The following is a 16,839-nucleotide window of genomic DNA, read 5'->3' on the forward strand; positions in this document are numbered from 1 at the left end:
AAGCCGGCGGGTGACAGACGGGCCGACCTGTCAAACGCCCACGTCGCCCATAAAAAATCCCCGGCGCGCGCGCCGGGGGGCTCAGGGAGGTCTGACGGTTCAACGTCCCGGCATCGGGATTCGTTCCCCGGGCCGGTTTCCCCGGCTGGTTTCCCCGGCCGCTCCTCCGTACAGAGACGCGATCCCGCATCCCCGCCATCGACGCCACCATGACGACCGAGTCCGTTCCCCTCCTCCCCCGCCCCATCGTCATCCTGGTCGAGCCGCAGCTCGCCGAGAACATCGGCATGACCGCCCGGGCGATGGCGAATTTCGGCTTGTCCGAGCTGCGCCTCGTCGCGCCGAAGGGCGGCTGGCCGAAGAAGGGCGTGCGCGAGACCGCCTCGGGCGCCACCCACGTCCTCGACGGGGCCCGCATCCACGCCACCGTCGGGGAGGCGGTCGCCGACCTGCACTACCTCCTCGCCACCACGGCGCGCGAGCGCGGGCAGATGAAGCGGGTCTTCGCGCCCGAGGACGCGATGCGCGAGGTGGCGGCGCGCGGCGGCGCGGGCGAGCGGGTCGGGATCCTGTTCGGGCGCGAGCGGGTCGGGCTGTCGAACGACGAGGTGTCGCTCGCCGACGCGATCGTGACCTTCCCGGTCGCTCCCGACTATTCCTCACTCAACCTCGCGCAGAGCGTGCTGCTGCTCGCCTACGAGTGGCGCCGGGCCGCCGGCCTCGCGGTGCTGCCGTTCGACGGCGGGATGCGCTCGCCCCCGGCGGCGCGCGAGGCGGTGCTGAGCCTGTTCGAGAGCCTGGAAGGCGCCCTCGACGCGGCCGGCTACTACCCGCCCGAGAAGCGCGGCGGCATGGTGCGCAACATGCGCGACATGTTCCACCGCATGCAGATGACCGAGCAGGACGTGCGCAGCCTGCGCGGCGCCCTGCGGGCGCTGGCGCGGCGACCGGAGGAGTCCTGAGCGGTCAGGGCAGCTTCGCCAGCGACTGCGCGACATCGGCGATCAGGTCCTCGACCGATTCCAGCCCGATCGACAGCCGCACCGTCTCCGGGCCGACGAAGGCCGCCGCCCGCTCCTCGTCGCGGAGCTGGCGGTGGGTCGTGGTCGCGGGATGGATCGCCAGCGACTTGATCTCGCCGATGTTGACGAGGTGGGAGATCAGGTCGAGGCCGGTGATGAAGTCGAGCGCCGCCTGCTGGCCGCCCTTGAGCGCGACGGTGAAGATCGCGCCGGCGCCGTTCGGCACGTAGCGGTTGGCCGTCTCCTCGCCGGGCTGGCCGGGCAGGGACGGGTAGCTGACCCAGGCCACCTTCGGGTGGTCGCGCAGGAAGCCGGCGACCGCGCGGGCGTTGGAACAGTGCCGCTCCATCCGCAGCGGCAGCGTCTCGGTGCCGGTGAGGGTCAGGAAGGCGTTCATCGGCGACAGGCCGGGGCCGAGGTCGCGCAGGCCGAACAGCCGGCAGGCGGTGGCGAAGCTCGTCTCGGGGAACTTCTCCGAGACCACGAGGCCGTCGTAGTCCGGCCACGGCTCGTTGATGAGGTTGTAGCGGCCCGAGCCCTTCCAGTCGAAGCGGCCGGCATCGCAGATGATGCCGCCGATCACCGTGCCGGAGCCCGACAGGAACTTCGAGGTCGAGTGGACCACGATGTCGGCGCCGTGCTCGATCGGCCGGATCAGCGCCGGCGAGGCCAGGGTGTTGTCGACGACGAGCGGCAGGCCGTGGCGCCGCGCCACCGCCGCGATGCCGGCGAGGTCGGTCACCGCGCCGCACGGGTTGACGATCGACTCGCAGACGATCGCCCGGGTCTTCGGGGTGATGGCGGCCTCGAAATCCTCCGGCGTCAGGCCGCGGGTGAAGTGCGGCGTCAGGTCGTAGCGGGTCTCCAGGCGGCGCATCAGCCCGAGCGAGCCGCCGAACAGCCGCGACGAGGCGACGTAGGCGTCGCCGGACTGCATCAGGGTCAGCATCACCAGCAGCACGGCCGACTGGCCCGACGACACCGCGACGGCGGCCTTGGCGCCCTCCAGCGAGGCGACCCGCCGCTCCAGGGCGGCGACGGTCGGGTTCGAGCCGCGGGAATACGAGAAGCCGGTCGCCCGCATGGCGAAGATGTCGGCGGCCTGCTCGTTCGACTCGAACACGAAGCCGTTGGTGAAGTAGATCGGCTGCGCCCGCGCGCCGGTGGCCGCGTCCGGCCCGGTGCCGGCATGGACCGCCCGGGTGGCGAAGCCGAGGGCGGAGGGATCGAAGGGGGGCATGGCGAAGTCCAGGGCAGTCAGGCGGCGCGGCGCACGGTCTCGTGCAGCGTCTCGACCAGGGCGGAGGGGTGATAGGGCTTGGGGATGAAGCGGGCACCCGTCGGCAGGTCGCGCGGCCCCGGGCTGCCCATGCCCGACACGACGAGGACCGGAATCCACGGCCAGCGCCGGGCCACCAGCCGCGCCAGGGCGAAGCCGTTGATCGAGCCGAGCGGCATGTCGACGTCGGTCATCAGCACCTCGATGTCGGCCCGGGCCTCCAGCACCGCCAGCGCCTCGTCGGCGTGCGGGGCCTCCAGCACCGTGAAGCCCGCCTCCGCCAGGGTGTCGGAGGCCGCCATCATCTGGAAGCTGTCGTCCTCCACCAGCAGCACCACCGGCGGGTCGCCGGCCCGGAGGCCGGCGGGATCGTCCGCGTCACGCGTCATCGAGTCTCGGGGAAGGAGAGGGAAGCGGACAAGGTTCAGGCCGGCTGAAGCGCCTGGTCGAGGTCGGCGATCAGGTCGGCCGGGTCCTCGATGCCGATCGACAGCCGCACCACCTCGGGGCCGGCGCCGGCGCGGGTCTTCTGCTCGTCGGTGAGCTGGCGGTGGGTGGTCGAGGCCGGGTGGATCACCAGCGAGCGGGTGTCGCCGATGTTGGCGAGGTGCGAGAACAGCTTGAGGTTCGACACCAGGGCCACGCCGGCCTCGTAGCCGCCCTTGAGGCCGAAGGTGAAGACCGCGCCGGCGCCGTGCGGGCAGTAGCGCTTGTGCAGGGCGTGGTAGCGGTCGCCCTCGAGGCCGGGATAGCTCACCCAGGCCACCGCCGGGTGGCGGCTCAGATGCTCGGCCACCAGCTTGGCGTTGTCGGAGTGGCGCTGCATGCGCAGCGGCAGGGTCTCGATGCCGTTGATGATGAGGAAGGCGTTGAACGGCGACAGGGCCGGGCCGAGGTCGCGCAGGCCGAGCACCCGCACGGCGATCGCGAAGCCGAAATTCCCGAAAGTCTCGGACAGCACCATGCCGGCATATTCCGGCCGCGGCTGCGACAGCATCGGGTAGCGCGCGTCGCCGGCCCAGTTGAACGAGCCGCCGTCGACGATGAGGCCGGCGATCGAGTTGCCGTGGCCGCCGAGGAACTTGGTGGCCGAGTGGACCACGATGTCGGCGCCGTGCTCGAACGGCCGGATCAGGTACGGCGTCGCCATGGTGTTGTCGACCACGAGCGGGATGTTGTGGCGCTTGGCCACCTGAGCGATCGCCGCGATGTCGGTGATGACGCCGCCCGGATTGGCGATCGACTCGATGAAGATCGCCTTGGTGCGCGGGGTGATCGCCGCCTCGAACGAGGCCGGGTCGTCGGTGTCGGCCCACACCACCGACCAGCCGAAGTTCTTGTAGGAGTGGTTGAACTGGTTGATCGAGCCGCCGTAGAGCTTGTTGGCGGCGATGAACTCGTCGCCCGGCTGCATCAGCGCGTGCATCACCAGGAACTCGGCGGCGTGACCGGACGCCACCGCCACCGCGGCGGTGCCGCCCTCGAGGGCGGCGATGCGCTCCTCCAGCACCGCGTTGGTCGGGTTGGTGATGCGGGTGTAGATGTTGCCGAACGCCTGGAGCCCGAACAGCGACGCGGCGTGGTCGACGTCGTCGAACACGAACGAGGTCGTCTGGTAGATCGGGGTCGCCCGCGCGCCGGTGGCGGCGTCGGGGGCGGCGCCGGCATGGATCGCGAGGGTGTTGAAGCCGGGCAGGCGGTCGGTCATGGGGCGGCTCCTGTGGGCGGGGCGCTCGGGACGGGGCGCCCGGGTCCTCGACCGACGCCCGTGGCCGTCGCCACGGGCCTGCTTAGGACCCGCCCGGCCGGAGGGTCAAGACGATCCGGCGGGAACCTGTCGCGCGCGACTCAGCGGTGGTCGCGGTGGCGCCGGTGCCCGCGGTCGCGCGAGCGCAGCTTGGTGCGGTAGGCCCCCGGCCCCGGATCGCGCCCGAGCACGCCGTTGACCCCGCCGACCGCGCCCCCCACGGCACCGCCGACGATGCCGCCGACCGGGCCGCCGACGCGGTTGCCCTCCGCCGCGCCGCGCTGCACCCCGCCGGGGATGCCCTGGGCCGAGGCGGCGGCCGGCACCAGGAGCGCGAGGGCGAGGCCGGCGAGGGCTTGGATGGCGAAACGGGTCATCGGGCGGCTCCTTGCTCGGCCGGCGCGCGCCGGCCGGAAGATCAACCGCCGCGTTTCCCGAAGGATCCTGCATCCGGCCGTGAACTGTTCCGCTCGTCCCGGCGTTGAGCGCGGGCGCCACGGCCACGCTCATGGCCCGACAAGTCCCGGCGAGAGGCGGCGGATCATGGCTCATCACGGCAGCGGCGCGATCTACACGGCGGCGGGAGCGAACCTCGCGATCGCGGCGGCGAAGTTCGTGGGAAGCTGGTTCACCGGCAGCAGCGCGATGCTCGCGGAGGGCGTCCACTCGGTGGTCGACACCGCCAACCAGATCCTGCTGCTGGTCGGGCTCAAGCGGGCGTCGCGGCCGGCCGACGCGCGGTTCCCGTTCGGCTACGGCCGCGAGGTCTACTTCTACGCCTTCCTGGTCGCCCTGCTGATCTTCCTCGGCGGCGGCGCCTTCGCGATCTACGAGGGCATCCACAAGATCGGCCATCCCGAGCCGGCGGCCGACGCGGTGATCCTCGGCCGCGCCATCCCGGGCTTCTGGGTCAACCTCGCGATCCTCGGCTTCGCGGTGGCGGCCGAAGGCTATTCCTGCGTCGTGGCGCTGCGGGCGTTCTGGAGCGAGAAGGGCCACGCCCCGCCGATCACCGCGATCCGCCGCAGCAAGGACCCGGCCCTGTTCACCGTGCTGATCGAGGACGTCGCCGCGCTCCTCGGCCTCTCGGTGGCGCTGGCCGGCGTGATCCTGGCCGAGGTGCTGGACCGGCCCGCCCTCGACGGCTGGGCCTCGATCGTCATCGGCCTCATCCTGATCGGCATGGCGGCGTTCCTGATGATCGAGACCCACGGCCTCCTCGTCGGGGAAGCGGCGGCGCCCTCCGTCGTCGCGGCGATCCGGGAGATCGCGGCGGCCGAGCCCGAGGTCCGCCACGTCAACGAGGTCCTCACCCAGCATCTCGGGCCCGACGACGTGCTGGTGAACCTCAGCCTCGACGTCGACGACCGGATCAGTGCCGGCGAGATCGAGCGCCTCGTGTCGCGGATGGAGGCGAAGGTGCGCGAGCGCGACGCCCGGCTGACCCGCGTCTTCATCGAGATCCAGGCCCGCGAGGAGCACGCCCGCACCCGCGCGACGCCGGCCTGATCCGCCCTGCCGGTGGCTCGAAAACGGTGCCGGCTTCGCTCCCGGGTTGTAGGCCCTATCGCTTAGGTCGCTAGACTGAGGCTCGTTTTACGGTATCCCTTCGACCGGTCGCGGTGCATCCCCGTCATCCACTGCAACAGGGCACTTAAAGCTTACAATTTGGGCATGCCACCTTCCCTGGAAATGCAACCTGCGGTATAGGTGCCTCAGGGTGCACGAGCAGGGATCCACAGAAACTACGGTGCGGCTGGTAGCTTCTTGCTTGTGGCACCTTGCAAGGCAAGCGCAGACGAGACAACAGGTCGTGGTCCCATCGCGTCCGGAGCGCGTGGAAACCGCGCGAAGGCGATGCCGATCATGCCGGTGACGATCCAGACGGCATCGGAGCCGGGTTATGCAGCCCCCAACACTCGACAGGCAGGACCCTGATGATGACGGACGTGGAAAGCCAGGAACGGGACACAGTGGAGAGCGAGGATTTCGTCGGCCTGACCGCGGACATCGTGTCGGCCTACGTCTCGAAGAATTCGGTGCCGGTGACTGAACTGCCTGGATTGCTGAGCGCCGTCCACGGGGCGCTGCGCGGTCTGGTGACGCCGGCCGAGCCCGAGCCCGAGAAGCTGACGCCGCCGGTCCCGATCCGCAAGACGGTGACGCCGGACCACATCATCAGCCTCGAGGACGGCAAGCCGTACAAGTCGCTCAAGCGCCACCTTGCCGGTCGCGGCCTCACCCCCGACCAGTACCGCCAGAAGTGGGGCCTGCCGCACGACTACCCGATGGTCGCGGCGAGCTACGCCGCCCAGCGCTCCGAACTCGCCAAGAGCATCGGCCTCGGGCAGCAGCGCAAGAGCCGCGGTGCCGGCAAGGGCGCCTGAGGCGCCGGCACGCCGCCACAGGATTTCGAGGACAGGAAGGGCCCCCACCGCCGTCACCGCCGTCATGTTGACGATGCCGCGCACGGTCGTGGTGTGGGTCAGGATGTGGACCGGCTGGGCGGCGCCGAGCAGGATCGGCCCGACGCTGATGCCCTGGCCCGCCACCACCTTCAGGGCGTTGAGGGTGATGTTGGCGGCGTCCAGGTTCGGCATGATGAGGAGGTTGGCCTCCCCGGTCAGCCGCGACTCCGGAAACACCCGCTCCATCAGCGGCCGGCTCAGCGCCGCGTCCGCCTGCATCTCGCCCTCGACCTCCAACTCCGGATCGCGCTCGGTGATGAGCGCCAGCGCCCGCCGCATCTTCGCTGCCGAGGCGTTGCGCGCCGTGCCGAAGCTCGAATGCGACACCAGGGCCGCCCGCGGGGTCTGGCCGAAGCGGCGCATCTCGGCCGCGGCGAGCAGGGTCATCCCGGCGATCTCGTCGGCGGTCGGGTCGAGGTGGATGTAGGGATCGCAGATGAACAGGGTGTGGCGGGGCAGTTGCAGCAGGCTCATCGCCGCCAGCCCCGCGACGCCGGCCGCGGTGCCGATCACCTCGCGCACCGGGCGCAGGTGGCTGTGGTAGGAGCCGTAGCCGCCGCAGAGCAGGCCGTCGACGCAGCCGGTGCGCAGCAGCATCGCGCCGAACAGCGTCGGGTTGCGGCGCGCCTCCGCCCAGGCGACTTCCCGCGACAGGCCGTCGCGCTTGCGCAGGCCGTAATAGCCGTCGGCGACCTCGCCCGCGAGGGCGTCGTCGTCGAGCCCGAGCACGTCGACGTCGTCGCCGACCCGGATGCGCAGGCCGAGCGTCCGCATCTTCTCGCCGATCACCTCGGCGCGGCCGATGAGCACCGGACGGGCCAGCCCCTCGTCGACCACGACCTGAGCGGCGCGCAGGATGCGGTCGTCCTCGCCCTCGGCGTAGGCGACCCGCTTCAGGCCGGGCTCGGCCGCCGCGGCGAAGACCGGCTGCATCACCGTGCCGGAGGTGTAGACCAGCCGCTCCAGCGAGCGCCGGTAGCCGTCGATGTCGGCGATCGGCCGTGTCGCCACGCCGGTCGCCATCGCCGCCAGCGCCACCGCCGGGGCGATCTTGGTGATGAGCCGCGGGTCGAACGGACGCGGGATCAGGTAGTCGGGGCCGAAGCGCAGGTCATGGGTGCCGTAGGCCGCGCTCACCACGTCGGACTGCTCGGCGCGGGCGAGTTCGGCGATGGCGCGCACCGAGGCGAGCTTCATCTCCTCGTTGATCGTCGTCGCGCCGACGTCGAGGGCGCCGCGGAAGATGAACGGGAAGCACAGGACGTTGTTGACCTGGTTCGGGTAGTCCGAGCGCCCGGTGGCGATGATCGCATCGGGCCGCACCGCCTTGGCCGCCTCCGGCCGGATCTCCGGCTCGGGATTGGCGAGCGCCAGGATCAGCGGGTTCTCGGCCATGCCCTTGACCATGTCCTGGGTGAGGGCGCCGGCGGCCGACAGGCCGAGGAAGATGTCGCTGCCCGGCACCGCGTCGGCGAGCGTGCGCGCCTCGGTCTTGCGGGCATATTGCCGCTTCTGCTCGTCGAGGCTGTTGCGGCCCTCGTAGATGACGCCGCGGCTGTCGGTGACGAGGACGTTCTCCTTGCGCAGGCCTAAGCCCACCAGCAGGTTGAGGCAGGCGATGGCCGCGGCGCCCGCGCCCGAGCAGACGAGGCGCACGTCCTCGATCCTCTTGCCGACCACTTCGAGGCCGTTGAGGACGGCCGCCGCCGCGATGATCGCGGTGCCGTGCTGGTCGTCGTGGAAGACCGGGATCTTCATCCGCTCGCGCAGACGGGTCTCGATCTCGAAGCACTCGGGGGCCTTGATGTCCTCGAGGTTGATGCCGCCGAAGGTCGGCTCGAGGCTGGCGATGATCTCGACCAGCTTGTCGGGGTCGGTCTCGTCGATCTCGATGTCGAACACGTCGATGCCGGCGAACTTGCGGAACAGGCAGCCCTTGCCCTCCATCACCGGCTTGCCGGCGAGCGCGCCGATGTTGCCCAGCCCGAGCACCGCGGTGCCGTTGGAGATCACCGCCACGAGGTTGCCGCGGGACGTCAATTCGGAGGCCTGCAGCGGGTCCTTCTCGATGGCGAGGCAGGCGGCGGCGACGCCGGGCGAGTAGGCGAGGGCGAGGTCGCGCTGGGTGCTCATGTCCTTGGTCGGCAGCACCGTGATCTTCCCGGGCGTCGGGAAACGGTGGTAGTCGAGGGCGGCCTTTTCGAGTTGCTCGTCCATGGTGTGTTCCTTCGGGGCAAGAGGATGGGGCCGCCGGGGCGGGGCCGCGAAGCGCCGTTCGCCGTCGTCGGGTCGGATGAACCGGATTTACGCGGGCGGATCGCCGTTGATCCGCGGGATGTCGGCCGGTCTCTTACCGTGAGCGCAGCCTGGACTGGATGTGGGGCGGTCGTGTCTGAACGCGTCACGTGCAACTCAGACGCTCGACTTGCGAGCACCTGACCCTCCCCCCTCTGTGGGGGAGGGTGGCGAGCGGAGCGAGCCGGGAGAGGGGAGCGCGCCGGCTCAGGATGTGGCGCCGGTCAGATCGGTCGCGACCCTTCCGGAAGCGGCGTCCCCTCTCCCGCCCCACTCCGTGGGACACCCTCCCCCATTCCAAGTCGGGCTTGCCCGACTTGGGCACATGGGTGCGGAACTCGGGCAAGCCCGAGTTCCGCGGGGGGGAGGGTTCGCATCGCGCGGGTCAGTGCTTCTTCTTGGGAATGTACAGGTCGGTCAGCGTGCCCTCGAACGCCTCGGCCGCCATGCCCACCGTCTCCGACAGGGTCGGGTGCGGGTGGATGGTGAGGCCGATATCGGTCGCGTCCGCCCCCATCTCGATGGCGAGCGCGGCCTCGGCGATCAGGTCGCCGGCCGAGGGGCCGACGATGCCGCAGCCGATGATGCGGTCGGTCTCCTCGTCGAACAGCACCTTGGTCAGGCCCTCGTCGCGGCCGAGCGACAGCGAGCGCCCGCTCGCCGCCCACGGGAACGCGCCCTTGCCGACCTTGAGCCCGCGGCCCTTGGCCTCGTTCTCGGTCATGCCGACCCAGGCCACCTCCGGATCGGTATAGGCCACCGACGGGATGACGCGGGCGTCGAACACGCTCTTCTGGCCGGCGGCGACCTCGGCCGCCACCTTCGCCTCGTGCACCGCCTTGTGGGCCAGCATCGGCTGGCCGACGACGTCGCCGATGGCGAAGATGTGCGGCACGTTGGTCCGCATCTGCTTGTCGACCGGCACGAAGCCGCGCTCGTCGACGATGACGCCGGCGGCGTCCGCGCCGATCAGCTTGCCGTTGGGACGGCGGCCGACCGAGACCAGGATCTTGTCGAAGGTGTCGGTCGCCGGGGCCGAGCCGCCCTCGAACGTCACCTTCAGCCCCTCGGGCAGGGCCTCGACCGCCGTGACCTTGGTCTTGAGGTGGATCGCCTCGTACTGCTTCTGGATCCGCTTCATCAGCGGCGTGACGAGGTCCTTGTCGGCGCCGGGGATGATCTGGTCCATCAGCTCCACGATCGTCACCTTCGAGCCGAGGGCGTGGTAGACCGTCGCCATCTCGAGCCCGATGATGCCGCCGCCGACCACGAGCAGGCGCCCGGGCACGCCGTCGAGTTCCAGGGCGCCGGTCGAGTCGATCACCCGCGGGTCGGAATGCGGGATGAACGGCATCTGCACCGGCTCGGAGCCCGCCGCGATGATCGCGTGGTCGAACCCGATCACCTTGCGGCCGTCCTCGCCCTCGACCTCGATCTGGTGCGGGCTGACGAACCGGCCGGTGCCGCGCACCACCGTCACCTTGCGCTGCTTGGCCAGCCCCGCGAGACCGCCGGTCAGGCGCTTGACGACGCCCTCCTTCCACTCGCGCAGCTTGTCGATGTCGATCTGCGGCGCGGAGAAGCTGATCCCGTGCGAGGCCATCGCGTGCGTCTCGTCGATGACCTTCGCGGCGTGGAGCAGGGCCTTCGACGGGATGCAGCCGACGTTGAGGCAGACGCCGCCGAGCGTCGCCCAGCGGTCGACCAGGATCACCTGTTGGCCGAGATCGGCGGCCCGGAACGCGGCGGTGTAGCCGCCGGGCCCGGCGCCGAGCACCACGACCTGCGCCCGCATGTCCTCGCCGGCGACCGGCGCCTTCGGGGCCGGGGCCGCCTTGGTCGGGCTGCCGTCGAGGGTGGCGCCCGCAGCCGACGAGCCGTAGCCCGCCTGCCCCTCGCCGGGCTTGTGCGCGCCGGTGCTCAGGCCCGGCGTCGCCTGCACCGCCTTGCCGGTCTTGTCGGCGGTGACGGGCTTGGGCGCGCCTTCCTCGGCGACGCCCTCCATCACCAGGATCAGGTCGCCCTGGGTGACGGTGTCGCCGGGCTTGATCCTCACCTCGGCCACCCGCCCGGAGACGGGCGAGGGCACGTCCATCGTCGCCTTGTCGGATTCGAGCACCACGATGGTGTCGTCGACCTGGATCGTGTCGCCGGCCTTGACCGGGACCTCGATGACCGGGACGTTCTTGAAGTCGCCGATATCCGGCAGCTTGACTTCGTTGCTCATCGGTTCACCTCCCTGGATGCCGGAATCCTCAGACGACGAGGCGCCGGACGTCCTCCAGGACGTGGGCGAGGTGGCGGGTGAAGCGCGCGGCGAGCGCGCCGTCGATGACGCGGTGGTCGTAGGAGACGCAGAGCGGCAGCATCATCCGCGGCTTGAACTCCTGGCCGTTCCAGACCGGCGCCATCTTCGAGCGCACGACGCCGAGGATCGCGACCTCGGGGGCGTTGACGAGCGGCGTGAAGTGGGTGCCGCCGATGCCGCCGAGCGACGAGATCGTGAAGGTGGCGCCCTGCATGTCGCCGCCCGACAGCTTGCCGTCGCGGGCCTTCTTCGACAGCGCGCCGAGTTCCTGGCTGATCTCGACGATGCCCTTGCGGTCGGCGTCCTTGACCACCGGGACGACGAGGCCGTCCGGCGTGTCGACGGCGACGCCGATGTTGTAGAACTTCTTGAGGATCAGCGCGTCCTTCTCGGGGCTCAGCGAGGAGTTGAACTCCGGATGCTGGCGCAGGGCCGAGACCGCGGCCTTGATGAGGAAGGCCAGCAGGGTGACGCGGTAGCCCTTGTCCTTGCCGGCGGTGTCGAGTTCCTTGCGGTAGGCGTCGGTGTCGGTGATGTCCGACTCGTCGGTGTGGGTGACGAGCGGCACGTTGAGCCAGGACCGGTGCAGGTGCGGGCCGGAGATCTTCTTGATCCGCGCCAGCGGCCGGGTCTCGACCGGGCCGAACTTCGAGAAGTCGACCGCCGGGATCTCCGGAATGCCCATCCCGCCCGAGGCCATCACGGCGGTGCCGGCGGCCGGCGCCGGGGCGGCCGAGCGGGTCAGGTGACCCTTCACGTCCTCCTTGGTGATCCGGCCCTTCTCGCCGGTGCCCTTGACGGCGTTGAGGTCGATGCCGAGTTCGCGGGCGAGGCGGCGCACCGCCGGGCTGGCATGGACCGACGAGAAGTCGGGCACGCTCGACGCGGCCGGGGTCGGGGCCGGGGGCGTGGGCGCCGCCGGGTCCGGCTCCTGCTTGGGCATCAGCGCGGCGGTGTCGGCGGCGGGAGCCGAGGCGGCGGAGGCGGCGGCCGGCGGCTTGGCCTCGCCCTCGCCCTTGAGCAGCAGCAGCGGGCTGCCCTCGCTCACCTTGTCGCCGATCTGGACCAGCACCTTCTCGACGACGCCGGCGGACGGGGAGGGGACCTCCATCGTCGCCTTGTCGGATTCGAGCGACACCAGCGGGTCGTCCGGCCCGATCGTGTCGCCCTCCTTCACCAGGATCTCGATGATCGGGATGTCCTTGAAGTCACCGATATCCGGGACCTTGACCTCGATCGACACTACGCGCTCTCCCGAAGATGAAATCGTTGATCTGTAGAAAAAATCGAGACGGGCCAACCCCGGCGGGGCGGCCCGGTCGCCGGATCCGGGCACGCGGGGGAGGGTGGCGGGAGACGCTGCCTCCCGCGTTCCGCCGCCCCGCGGCCCCGTGATCGGCCCGTCCGCGCCTCAGACCGTCCAGGGCGCCGGCTTCTCCGGGTCGAGCCCGTACTTGGCGATCGCCTCGGCGACCTTGGCGGCCGGCACCGTGCCCTCCTCGGCGAGGCTCTTGAGCGCCGCCACCACCACCCAGTAGCGGTTGACCTCGAAGAACTCGCGCAGGCGGACGCGGTAGTCGGAGCGGCCGAAGCCGTCGGTCCCGAGCACCTTGTAGCGGCCCGGCACGAAGGGCCGGATCTGGTCGGCGAACAGCCGCATGTAGTCGGTCGCGGCGATCACCGGGCCCTCGCGGCCGGTGAGGCAGGTCTCGACGTAGGACACCTTCTGCGTCTCGGTCGGATGCAGCAGGTTCCAGCGCTCCACGCCCATCGCCTCGCGGCGCAGTTCGGTGAAGCTCGGGCACGACCAGATGTCGGCGCCGACGCCGAAATCCTGCTCCAGCAGCTCGGCCCCGGCGATGACCTCGCGCAGGATGGTGCCCGAGCCGAGGAGCTGCACCCGGCCGTTCTTGCCGGCCTTGCCCTCGCGGAACAGGTACATGCCCTTGAGGATCCCGGCCTCGGCCCCTTCGGGCATGCCGGGATGCTCGTAGTTCTCGTTCATCACCGTGAGGTAGTAGAACACGTCCTCCTGCTCGGCGTACATCCGGCGCAGGCCGTCCTGCACGATCACCGCCACCTCGTAGGAGAAGGTCGGGTCGTAGGAGACGCAGTTCGGGATCGTGGCCGAGAACAGGTGGCTGTGGCCGTCCTCGTGCTGGAGCCCCTCGCCGTTGAGCGTGGTGCGCCCGGCGGTGCCGCCGATGAGGAAGCCGCGGGCCCGCATGTCGCCCGCCGCCCAGGCGAGGTCGCCGATGCGCTGGAACCCGAACATCGAGTAGTAGATGTAGAACGGGATCGTCGGCGCGTCGGAATGCGAGTACGAGGTCGCGGCCGCGATCCAGGACGACATCGCCCCGGCCTCGTTGATGCCCTCCTGGAGCATCTGGCCCTTCTCGTCCTCGCGGTAGTACATCAGCTGGTTGGCGTCTTCCGGCCGGTAGAGCTGGCCGACCTGGCTGAAGATGCCGAACTGCCGGAACATGCCTTCCATGCCGAAGGTCCGGCTCTCGTCGGGCACGATCGGCACGATGCGGTTGCCGATGTTCTTGTCGCGCAGCAGCGTGTTCAGCACCCGCACGAACGCCATGGTGGTGGAGATCTCGCGGCCGGCGGTCTCCTTGAGCTGGGCGGCGAAGGCCGAGAGCGGCGGGATCTCCAGGCTCTGCGACTTCGCGCGCCGGGCCGGCAGCGGACCGCCGAGCGCCTCGCGCCGCGCGATCAGGTAGCGGTGCTCGGGGCTGCCCTCGGGGAAGCGGATGAACGGGATCTCGCCGATCTGCTCGTCCGACAGGTCGATCTGGAAGCGGTCGCGGAACTGCTTGAGCACCGCCTCGCCCATCTTCTTCTGCTGATGGGTGATGTTCTGGGCCTCGCCCGCCTCGCCCATGCCGTAGCCCTTGACGGTCTTGGCGAGGATGAGGGTAGGCTGGCCCTTGTGCTTCACCGCCGCGCTGTAGGCGGCGAAGACCTTGCGCGGATCGTGGCCGCCGCGGGTGAGCCGCCAGATGTCGTCGTCGCTCCAGTCCTTCACCAGGGCGGCGGTCTCCGGGTACTTCCCGAAGAAGTGCTCGCGGATGTAGGCGCCGTTCTTCGACTTGAAGTCCTGGTACTCGCCGTCGACGCACTCCTCCATCAGGCGCGCCAGCATGCCGGTGGTGTCGCGCGACAGGAGCTCGTCCCAGCCCGAGCCCCACAGCACCTTGATGACGTTCCAGCCGGCGCCGCGGAAGTTCGCCTCCAGCTCCTGGACGATCTTGCCGTTGCCGCGCACCGGGCCGTCGAGGCGCTGCAGGTTGCAGTTGATGACGAAGACGAGGTTGTCGAGTTTTTCCCGCGCCGCGAGCGAGATCGCGCCGAGGGACTCGGGCTCGTCCATCTCGCCGTCGCCCATGAACGCCCACACCTTGCGGCCGTCGGTCTTGGCGAGCCCGCGGTGGTGCAGGTAGCGCAGGTAGCGCGCCTGGTAGATCGCCATCAGGGGCCCGAGGCCCATCGAGACGGTCGGGAACTGCCAGAAGTCCGGCATCAGCCAGGGATGGGGATAGGACGACAGGCCCTTGCCGCCGACTTCCTGGCGGAACTTGAGCAACTGCTCCTCGGTCAGCCGGCCTTCGAGATAGGCGCGGGCGTAGACGCCGGGCGAGGAATGGCCCTGGACGTAGATCAGGTCGCCGCCGTGCTCACCGTTCGCCCCGTGCCAGAAATGCATGAAGCCGGTGTCGTAGAGCGTCGCGGCCGACTGGAAGCTGGCGATATGGCCGCCCAGTTCCGAGGAATCCTTGTTGTTGCGCAGGATGATCGCGATGGCGTTCCAGCGGATCGCCGAGCGGATCCGGTGCTCGATCGCGCGGTCGCCCGGATGCGGGTCCTGCTTGTCGACCGGAATCGTGTTCACGTAGGCGGTGTTCGCCGAGTACGGAACCGGCGCGCCCTTCTTGCGGGCGCCCTCGATCACCTGCTCGATGAGGAAGTGCGCCCGCTCGGGGCCCTCGACCTCCAGCACCCCGTCGAGCGAATCGAGCCATTCCTGGGTCTCGACCGGGTCGAGATCGCGGCTGCGTTCCATCCTATCCTCCCTCGTGTGCTCGTGGCCGGCGCTCCGGCCGTTGCCGCCCCTGACAGCATCCTTCGTGCCAGGGCTCTCGCAGCGGAAACCACTCGATACTTCAGCGCGTTAGACTTTGGTAGGGGGGATATGGGCGCGGAAGTCCAGAATATTCGTCCGCAGGCGTCCGGAAATCCGCACGGCGCCGGACGGCGCGAAGCCCGCCCGCCGCCCGCGCCGGATCATTCCGGCTTCGGCCCCGCCCCGCCGCCGAAACCCTGCTGGAACATCTTCAGGAACAGGCCCTGCATCTGCTCGGCGTTCTGCGGGACCAGGGTGAACCAGCTCCGCAGGATCGCGTCCGGCGAGAACCGCTCCATGTCGGCCAGCATCCGCCGCTCGACCTCCGCCATGACCGCCGCCTGCATCGGCTCCACGTTCGGCAGGCCCACGAACTGGCGGGCTTCGAGCGGGGTGCAGTCGACCTCGACGCGGAACTTCATCGACTCTGTCCTTCCCGGGCCCGGGCTGCGGCGCTCCCCGCCGCCTACACCCTGCGGGGCCGCGACGGGGCCCCGGACCGGCGCCAAACCAGAGACATTTCGGCGGGTTTGTAAAGCTGCGGTGCGGCAAAAGCCGGTGGTCAGGCGGCCTCCGGCCGCGCCCAGGGCGCGTCGCGCAGGTGCCGCTCCAGGAAGGCGATCAGCGCGGTCACCCGTGCCGGCCGCCGGTGGCCCGGCGGGGTCACGAGGTTGAGGGCGATCGGCGGCGGCGACCAGCCGTCGAGGACCCGTTCGAGTCGGCCGGCGGCGAGGTGGTCCCAGACCAGGAAGTCCGGCTGGATCGCGAGGCCGAGCCCGGCGCGCAGGGCCGGCCCGAGGGCGTCGGCGTTGTTGGCCCGCAGCCGCCCGGCCGGCGCCACGGTCGCCTGGGTGCCGTCGTGGTGGATGAAGTGCCAGCGGTCGGGATTGGGCAGGTAGGCGTAGCCGAGGCAGTCGTGCCCGGCGAGGTCGTGCGGGTGGCGCGGCCGGCCGCGCCGGTCGAGATAGGCCGGCGCCGCGACGACCGAGCGCCCGACCGCGCACAGGCGGCGCACCCGCAGGCTCGAATCCTCCAGCGCCGCGATGCGCAGGCCGAGATCGAACCCGTCGCCGACGAGGTCGATCACCGCGTCGCTGAGGTGCAGGTCGACCGAGACCTCCGGATGCTCGGCCAGGAAGTCCGGCAGCAGCGGCGCGAGGTGGCGCAGGCCGAACGACATCGGGGCGGCGAGGCGCACGAGGCCGCGCGGCGTCGCCGCCTGCGCCAGGGCGTCGGCCTCCGCCGCCTCGCCCTCGCTGAGGATCCGCCGCGCGGCGCCGAGGGCGGAGCGGCCGGCCTCGGTCAGGGCGAGGCGGCGCGAGGTGCGATGGAACAGGCCGGTGCCGAGCCGCGCCTCCAGCCGGGTCACCGCCTTCGACACGGTGGCCTTCGACAGGCCGAGCTCCTCGGCGGCGCGGGAGAACGACGACAGGTCGGCCACGCGGGCGAAGATCGCCCAGGCCTCGAGATCGGGCAGCGCCATGGGTGCGGATCCGGAAACGATGCGTTTCGGTCGTTTCGGTTCTCGCGGGGGAAGGCAAGCCCTAACTTGCCCGCACCGATCACCGCCCCCGTCGGGGCCGCAGGGAGC

Annotated in this window: 12 protein-coding genes and 1 pseudogene; 3 read left to right on the forward strand and 10 right to left on the reverse strand. The window is 70.7% G+C overall.

The annotated features are described in order from the left end of the window. The first annotated feature begins 209 nt into the window (after positions 1-209). Complete coding sequence (locus tag EOE48_RS04445; RefSeq protein ID WP_127727581.1) at positions 210-962, forward strand: RNA methyltransferase; 753 nt, start codon at positions 210-212, stop codon at positions 960-962. A 4-nt stretch (positions 963-966) separates the two neighbouring features. On the opposite strand, the gene EOE48_RS04450 is transcribed toward EOE48_RS04445, so the two are convergent. The 4 genes from EOE48_RS04450 to EOE48_RS04465 form a co-directional block, all read right to left on the reverse strand. Next, positions 967-2,262 carry an O-acetylhomoserine aminocarboxypropyltransferase/cysteine synthase family protein gene (locus EOE48_RS04450; RefSeq protein ID WP_127727582.1) on the reverse strand — a complete coding sequence of 432 codons (1,296 nt, stop codon included), beginning with the start codon at positions 2,260-2,262 and terminating at the stop codon, positions 967-969. A 17-nt stretch (positions 2,263-2,279) separates the two neighbouring features. After that, positions 2,280-2,690, reverse strand: a complete 411-nt coding sequence (locus EOE48_RS04455) for a response regulator (RefSeq protein WP_127727583.1) — start codon at positions 2,688-2,690, stop codon at positions 2,280-2,282. A gap of 35 nt (positions 2,691-2,725) precedes the next feature. Beyond that, positions 2,726-4,009 (reverse strand): O-acetylhomoserine aminocarboxypropyltransferase, encoded by a 1,284-nt coding sequence (locus EOE48_RS04460; protein WP_127727584.1) that lies wholly within the window; start codon positions 4,007-4,009, stop codon positions 2,726-2,728. A gap of 140 nt (positions 4,010-4,149) precedes the next feature. Continuing rightward, positions 4,150-4,425 (reverse strand): hypothetical protein, encoded by a 276-nt coding sequence (locus tag EOE48_RS04465; RefSeq protein ID WP_127727585.1) that lies wholly within the window; start codon positions 4,423-4,425, stop codon positions 4,150-4,152. 166 nt (positions 4,426-4,591) lie between these two features. On the opposite strand from EOE48_RS04465, the gene EOE48_RS04470 reads away from it, so the two are divergent. Together EOE48_RS04470 and EOE48_RS04475 are read left to right on the forward strand one after the other, a co-directional pair. Next, positions 4,592-5,557: a cation diffusion facilitator family transporter gene (locus EOE48_RS04470; RefSeq protein ID WP_127727586.1), complete on the forward strand. Its 966-nt coding sequence runs from the start codon at positions 4,592-4,594 to the stop codon at positions 5,555-5,557. Positions 5,558-5,988: 431 nt separating this feature from the next. Beyond that, entirely contained in the window at positions 5,989-6,435 is a 447-nt protein-coding gene (locus EOE48_RS04475) for a Ros/MucR family transcriptional regulator (protein WP_127727754.1), read from the forward strand. Between the two features lie 36 nt (positions 6,436-6,471). Here the strand turns inward: EOE48_RS04475 and EOE48_RS04480 are convergent. The 6 genes and pseudogenes from EOE48_RS04480 to EOE48_RS04505 all read right to left on the reverse strand — a co-directional run. Further along, positions 6,472-8,733 (reverse strand): annotated as a pseudogene (locus EOE48_RS04480) (NADP-dependent malic enzyme); the annotation flags it as partial. A gap of 463 nt (positions 8,734-9,196) precedes the next feature. Continuing rightward, complete coding sequence (lpdA, locus tag EOE48_RS04485; RefSeq protein WP_127727587.1) at positions 9,197-11,038, reverse strand: dihydrolipoyl dehydrogenase; 1,842 nt, start codon at positions 11,036-11,038, stop codon at positions 9,197-9,199. A gap of 28 nt (positions 11,039-11,066) precedes the next feature. Then, positions 11,067-12,362, reverse strand: coding sequence for a dihydrolipoyllysine-residue acetyltransferase (gene aceF, locus EOE48_RS04490; RefSeq protein ID WP_127727588.1), 1,296 nt, complete (start codon positions 12,360-12,362; stop codon positions 11,067-11,069). A 168-nt stretch (positions 12,363-12,530) separates the two neighbouring features. Next, positions 12,531-15,188: a pyruvate dehydrogenase (acetyl-transferring), homodimeric type gene (aceE, locus tag EOE48_RS04495; RefSeq protein ID WP_127727589.1), complete on the reverse strand. Its 2,658-nt coding sequence runs from the start codon at positions 15,186-15,188 to the stop codon at positions 12,531-12,533. A 221-nt stretch (positions 15,189-15,409) separates the two neighbouring features. After that, positions 15,410-15,670 (reverse strand): DUF6489 family protein, encoded by a 261-nt coding sequence (locus EOE48_RS04500; RefSeq protein WP_127727590.1) that lies wholly within the window; start codon positions 15,668-15,670, stop codon positions 15,410-15,412. A 140-nt stretch (positions 15,671-15,810) separates the two neighbouring features. Then, the gene (locus EOE48_RS04505) at positions 15,811-16,731 is read right to left on the reverse strand and encodes a LysR family transcriptional regulator (protein WP_127727591.1); all 921 of its coding nucleotides are present in this window, start codon (positions 16,729-16,731) and stop codon (positions 15,811-15,813) included. Between the last annotated feature and the right edge of the window lie 108 nt (positions 16,732-16,839).

It is taken from the genome of Methylobacterium oryzihabitans (assembly GCF_004004555.2).
GTDB lineage: Bacteria > Pseudomonadota > Alphaproteobacteria > Rhizobiales > Beijerinckiaceae > Methylobacterium > Methylobacterium oryzihabitans.